The following is a 5857-nucleotide window of genomic DNA, read 5'->3' as shown; positions in this document are numbered from 1 at the left end:
TCTTTTGTGTAAGCAAAAGACTAAGCTAGCTTAGAAATTTCGATAATCTTATTATATCATGATTTTGAGTAAAAAAATAAACCCCACCAAGATTAAACCTTGGTGGGGTTTTAGTGGGGAATGAAATCATTCCACCGATTTTTAATCGCTCTAAGCAATCATTAAACCTTGATTTACTAGGCTTTCGCAATCAAATTGCGGTACTCTATTATTTAAGAGTAACTGAAGCTCCAGCTTCTTCCAATTTAGTTTTGATTTCTTCTGCTTCTGCAGTTGCAACACCTTCTTTAACAACAGTTGGTGCTCCATCAACAAGTTCTTTAGCTTCTTTAAGACCAAGACCTGTGATTTCACGAACAGCTTTGATAACGCCGACTTTCTTGTCGCCTGCTGCAGTCAATTCAACGTCAAATGAATCTTTTGCAGCTGCGGCTTCACCAGCACCAGCAGCAGCTACAGCTACAGGAGCAGCTGCAGTTACACCAAATTCTTCTTCGATAGCTTTTACAAGGTCGTTCAATTCAAGGATTGAAGCTTCTTTAATTTCAGCAATAATATTTTCAATGTTCAATGCCATTGTTATTTCCTCCAAATATGTTTTCGTTATTTATTATTAGTTTGTAGCATAGACTACGCGCAACTTAAAATTAAGCTGCTTCTTCTTTGTTGTCTGCAACCGCTTTGACTGCAAGAGCAACATTGCGAACTGGTGCTTGAAGCACAGATAGTAGCATAGATAGAAGTCCTTCGCGATTTGGAAGAGTTGCAAGAGCAACGATTTCTTCTTTAGATGCAACAGCACCTTCAATAGCTCCACCTTTAATTTCAAGTGCATCAGCTTCTTTAGTAAAATCATTGATGATTTTTGCTGGTGCTACAACATCTTCATTTGAAAATGCAACAGCAGATGGTCCAACAAATGCATCAGCAAGACCTTCAAGTCCAGCTTTTTCAGCTGCACGACGTAAGATTGAGTTTTTAATGACTTTATACTCAACTTCGCTTCCACGAAGATTACGACGAAGAACTGTGTCTTGTTCAACTGTAAGACCACGAGCATCAACAACAACGATACTTGCAGCTGCTTTCATTTTTTCAGCAACTACATCAACTAGTTCCGCTTTTTTAGCAATACTTGCTTCACTCATTTAGTGTTTCACCTCCGTAATTATTTTGCTTGGGGAATTTTTCCAAAAGAAAAAACGCGCCCAAACCTAGACACGAAAGTACAATACGTTTCTTTTACATGATCCGTTTTGTCCTCGGTAGGATCTTTATGAGTCGAGCTCCCCTACTGTCTTAGGCAGTTTTTTCAAACCATTAATGATTGTAACATAAGAAAAAAAAGATTGCAAGAGTTTTTAATAATTTTTATAATTAGAACGAAAATCTATTCTTTTTAGTTAGCAGATTTATTAAATTATTGGAAAAATAAAAAAGCAGACCATAAAGATCTGCTCTAACTATCTTATGTTTATTATGCTTTTACAATTGGAATCCAAAGTTCCATTTTGTAGTCTTTGCTATCCATATCCCCTTCATAATAATATTCAAAGTCAGGTTTTCCTGAATGAACATAACCATGTTCTGGAAAAAATACTTCCATTGCATATTTCCAACCATTATGAATACATTCCGGAACACTTCCTGTTAACTCTACAATGGCATATTCTGCTTCTTCAACTTTCAAAACATCTAAGCCCATACTTTTTGCTTTATCTACATCTGTAACGATATACCCTGCTATGTAATTAATAGTACTTGGTTGTTCTACATTGTAACAAACACCGACACTTTGACCTTCTCCCAATCTTGCTAATTCATCATGACGATATTCTCCATATAGTTTATTCCAAACACTCGGACATAATGATGAATTGATATTTTGTTCATTCCTACCTGCAACTGTAAATGAATTTTTCTTTTGAATTGTGATGTTCATACTTCTTCCTCCTCTTACACTTAGTGCTAGCTGTACTCGTGAAACTATTTTGAATGGTTTTCCATTTCTTACCTCTGAAGGTGTAAATCCATGAAATTTTTTGAATGCAGTCCCAAATGAATCAGATGATTCATATCCATACTTCATCGCTATATCAATAACTTTAATATTGGTATCTCTCAGTAAAAAAGCCGCTTCTGTCAACCTTCGACTTCTAATATACTCTGACAATGTTGTATCTGTTAATATAGAAAAGAGTCTGCTAAACATAGGATAAGAATAAGTGGATAAATGGGTAATTTTATCTTCATCTATTTCGCTATCCAGCACACTTTCAATGTAGTTAATTGTTTCATTAAAAAATTGAATTATCTGCATATTTTACTTCTATTCATTTTTCTATCCTATGTAAAGATACCAAAATCTCTAACTTCTTTACCTTTAGTACAATAATCTTTCAGAGTTTTATCCCTTGATACATTGAAGGCACAAATCCCTAAACTGTCCATCCAATTGGGCAATCTCCATCAGGGTATCTGCTAAAGAACTATAGGCTTCCTGCCTGCTGTCCAGATAGGCTTGGCTAAAAAGCATAGCAATTTTTTCCTTCAAGTCTGCTCTGACAGGATCATAACCTTTCAAAAATTGACTCAAGTAAAGACTTCTAACTGCTGCCAAACGAAATGAAAAAAATTGATGAAGTTGTTTTTGTTCCGCATTTAAGCCGTTTGCTCGAATAGTTTTAGCATAGTCCTCAATTATACCAACCTCACCATTTTCATATCGTTGTTTCATGATAATAGAGACACTGTGATAAATCTCCTGACTTGTTGGAAGCTTATTTCTTTGCAAATTTCCCCACATGGAATAAGCTCCTCTTTTATAGTCAATCGCTTCTGCTTTCCACGCTTTACAAAAATCACGAAAATCCATTTTCACACAAGGATAGCCTGCCGGATCATGGAAATAAATCCAATGCTCATCCATGTCATAAACTGAAACAAAATGATCCACACCTCGTAGATGGCTATGATTGAGATTATAAGTCAGATATCCCATATCCAAAGGACCTACAATAACAGATCCATGGTCTAGATATGTCTTGAGTTTTTCTTTTAGTTCTATCACATTGACTGGCTCTGAAGAATCACAGAAAAACTCCTCATAGTCAAATCCAAGAATTTGTAAACAATGACTAATGGACTCATCTGGCATGCCATTATCAAAGAAAACCAAAGGATGTCTGTCGTCTTTTTTCACAAGGGTAGCTCCATTACCCATGACCATGATCGCTTCTAGGTAGTCCGAGCGAAAATCATAGCCCGCAGCATGTAAGGCCATAGCCGTCGAATGAGAATAACAAATCGGAATATCACCAAAGTATAAATTCATCTTCCTACCTCCTTGCCTATAGTATAAACGATAGGAAAATTTATCCCCCATCAAATTTGTACGGAATTTATAGGTTTGCGCAGAAGAAAGAAATTTCACATGTTTTATTGTAAATCAAAAAAGCTATTAAAAAATGAAACTATTGTCTAAAAACATCAAAGGCTAAGCTTTTACTGCACTAATTTTACAATTTTTTCTAACTATTAACAATCGTAACATAAGAAAAAAATTACAAGACTTTTTGATCATTTTTTATAATTGGAGTGAAAAGCTATCCCTTTTGATTCGTAGATTTATTAAATTGTCGGAAAAAGAGAAAATGGTAAGAACTAATACGAAAAGACGATAGAATGTTTCATTCTACCGTCTAATGTGTTTTTATTCCTTGTTCAGTTCGACACTGGTTTTTTAATCTTCCCAAAATCAACGGTAATCTATTAAAGTCTTTTCTTTTAGAATGACAGGTATGTTAAAAGCTATGATTTCCGCTAGTACAGTAGCAAGCGCATCGTATACGTCAAATACTACACTAGTATTACCTAATGGTAATAACTCATTAATAAAAGACATCAGTACAACCGCTATACATATATACATAGGTGTCTTTTTAGAAAATTCAATAGTTGAGACTTCATTTACACTGAATGTTGGACTAAAAGGTTGTTTTAGCATAGCTGTTCCAATCCATGCTCCTCCAAAACTAGGGTGTGACATAAAATATAGGAACAACTGAATTAATTGAATAATATTTTCTTAAAAATATTGTGAGTAGCCAAATTAATAATCCTAAAATCGCCATAATTTCAATGGAACTGATTCTCAATTTTCTTTTCTTCATATGCTCCAACTTCTCATCAACTTTCAATTTATCCATTTCTATTATACTAAATATCCCACTCTTATCTCATCATAACAGAAAATATGACAATCTAGTAATATCAGTCTTTCCATTCAGCCTAGTTTTGTCTTTTCAAACATTTCTTCTTGCAGATTTAAATGCTAAAGTCCTACGTAATAAAAAATTCACTAGTTCATCGTAAATGTTCCCAACATTTTACAAACCTAAAATGCTTCCTTCAATCTTCAAAAAATGAAAGAATAACGGCTTTTTCTTGCTCTGTACAGGCAACAAGCGGGAGGCGGAGTGGTCCGACTTCAAATCCTTGAGAATTTAGCACAGCTTTAAGTGGTGCTGGGCTTGTCACAGAAAAGAGAGCTTCTATTTTTGGTGACAGCTGACGTTGAATCTGAGCAGCTTTTTTCAGATTGCCCTCATCTAAGGCTGAAAACATTTCATAAAAATCATCACCATTGGTATGAGCCGCAACAGATATAACACCCTGTGCTCCAATTGCCTTTGCATGAAAAGCTTGTCCGTCTTCCCCAGTATAAATTAGAAAGTCCTGTGGCGCGTTTTCAACCAAATGAGTAAGAGTATCTATACCCGTACAGTCTTTGATAGCAATAATATTTGGCAACTGCGCCAAGCGCAAGGAAGTTTCTACTGTCAAACCAGCAACCGTTCGGCTAGGAACATTATAAACGATGACTGGCAGATTTGAAGCTTCCGCAATCGCTTTATAATGCTGATATAGACCTTCTTGAGTCGGTTTGTTATAATAAGGAGTCACTGCAAGTCCGGCAGCAAAACCACCAAATTTGTCAACTTCACGCGCGAATTCAACTGAATCTCGAGTATCATTTGTACCAATTCCGGCTATCAGCGGAACTCGCCCTTTTACAATCTTTTGAACTACTGCAAATAATTCCAGCTCCTCTTCATGCGTCAGAGTTGGGCTTTCGCCTGTCGTTCCTGCGATAATCAATCCTTCTGTATGATGCGCTAGAAGGTGTTCAATCAGCTTAGGAAGAGCCTCAAAGTTAATGCTACCGTCCTCTTTAAACGGTGTTACAAGTGCTGTTATGATTCTTGCTTTTTTTAAATCTTCTATAGACATAACTATCGTCCTCCTAGCCTGCAAAATACAACTATACGAATATTATCTCACATTTTACTTCAATTTGAAAATGACCTCTGCTGTTGGATGGACCAAGCCACGTTCATGCAAAGTCTCAGCGATTTGAACAGAATTCCAAGCAGCACCTTTAAGCAGATTGTCTGAAACCACCCACATATGGATGCCTTTTTCAGCGTCCAAATCCTTGCGAATTCGTCCCACGAATGTCTCGCGTTTTCCGACAGCATTGACAGCTTGAGGGTAGACTTGATGAGCAACATCATCCTCTAATACTGCTCCTGGGAAGTTCGCAATAGCTGCTTTGACCTCTGCGATGGGTGCTACTTCTTTTGTCTCGATGTAGACAGACTCTGAGTGCGCTGAAAGAACAGGGATACGAACACAAGTAGCAGAAACCGCAATCGTGTCATCTTCCATGATCTTCTTGGTTTCATTGGTCATCTTCATCTCTTCGTAGGTGTAGTCATTGTCCGTAAAGACATCGATTTGGGGAAGAGCATTAAAAGCAATCGGATAGTGCTTCTTGTCGCCGCCAGAAGGCAAA

Annotated in this window: 7 protein-coding genes and 1 other annotated feature; all 7 genes read right to left on the bottom strand. The window is 36.7% G+C overall.

Translation table 11 applies throughout. The features are described 5' to 3' along the window. Nucleotides 1–208: 208 nt before the first annotated feature. Nucleotides 209–577: a 50S ribosomal protein L7/L12 gene (gene rplL, locus HMPREF2887_RS07680; protein WP_003024225.1), complete on the bottom strand. Its 369-nt coding sequence runs from the start codon at nucleotides 575–577 to the stop codon at nucleotides 209–211. 70 nt (nucleotides 578–647) lie between these two features. Next, complete coding sequence (gene rplJ, locus HMPREF2887_RS07675) at nucleotides 648–1148, bottom strand: 50S ribosomal protein L10 (protein ID WP_003029380.1); 501 nt, start codon at nucleotides 1146–1148, stop codon at nucleotides 648–650. A gap of 39 nt (nucleotides 1149–1187) precedes the next feature. Then, nucleotides 1188–1322 (bottom strand) — a sequence feature (ribosomal protein L10 leader region). A 155-nt stretch (nucleotides 1323–1477) separates the two neighbouring features. Then, on the bottom strand, nucleotides 1478–2320 hold the full coding sequence (locus tag HMPREF2887_RS07670; protein WP_003024219.1) for an AraC family transcriptional regulator: 843 nt from the start codon (nucleotides 2318–2320) through the stop codon (nucleotides 1478–1480). Between the two features lie 87 nt (nucleotides 2321–2407). Continuing rightward, nucleotides 2408–3334 (bottom strand): DNA repair protein RadC, encoded by a 927-nt coding sequence (locus HMPREF2887_RS07665; RefSeq protein ID WP_057489687.1) that lies wholly within the window; start codon nucleotides 3332–3334, stop codon nucleotides 2408–2410. Nucleotides 3335–3757: 423 nt separating this feature from the next. Further along, a complete protein-coding gene (locus HMPREF2887_RS07660) occupies nucleotides 3758–4048 on the bottom strand; it encodes a hypothetical protein (RefSeq protein WP_041784013.1) in 291 nt (96 codons plus the stop codon). A gap of 362 nt (nucleotides 4049–4410) precedes the next feature. Beyond that, nucleotides 4411–5292, bottom strand: a complete 882-nt coding sequence (gene dapA, locus HMPREF2887_RS07655) for a 4-hydroxy-tetrahydrodipicolinate synthase (protein WP_057489688.1) — start codon at nucleotides 5290–5292, stop codon at nucleotides 4411–4413. 54 nt (nucleotides 5293–5346) lie between these two features. Further along, nucleotides 5347–5857, bottom strand: a 511-nt coding sequence (locus tag HMPREF2887_RS07650) for an Asd/ArgC dimerization domain-containing protein (RefSeq protein WP_261673879.1), incomplete at its 5' end; no start/stop codon positions are given.

This window comes from Streptococcus sp. HMSC071H03, from assembly GCF_001813035.1.
GTDB lineage: Bacteria > Bacillota > Bacilli > Lactobacillales > Streptococcaceae > Streptococcus > Streptococcus anginosus.
This window is presented reverse-complemented; position numbering and strand designations above follow the sequence as displayed.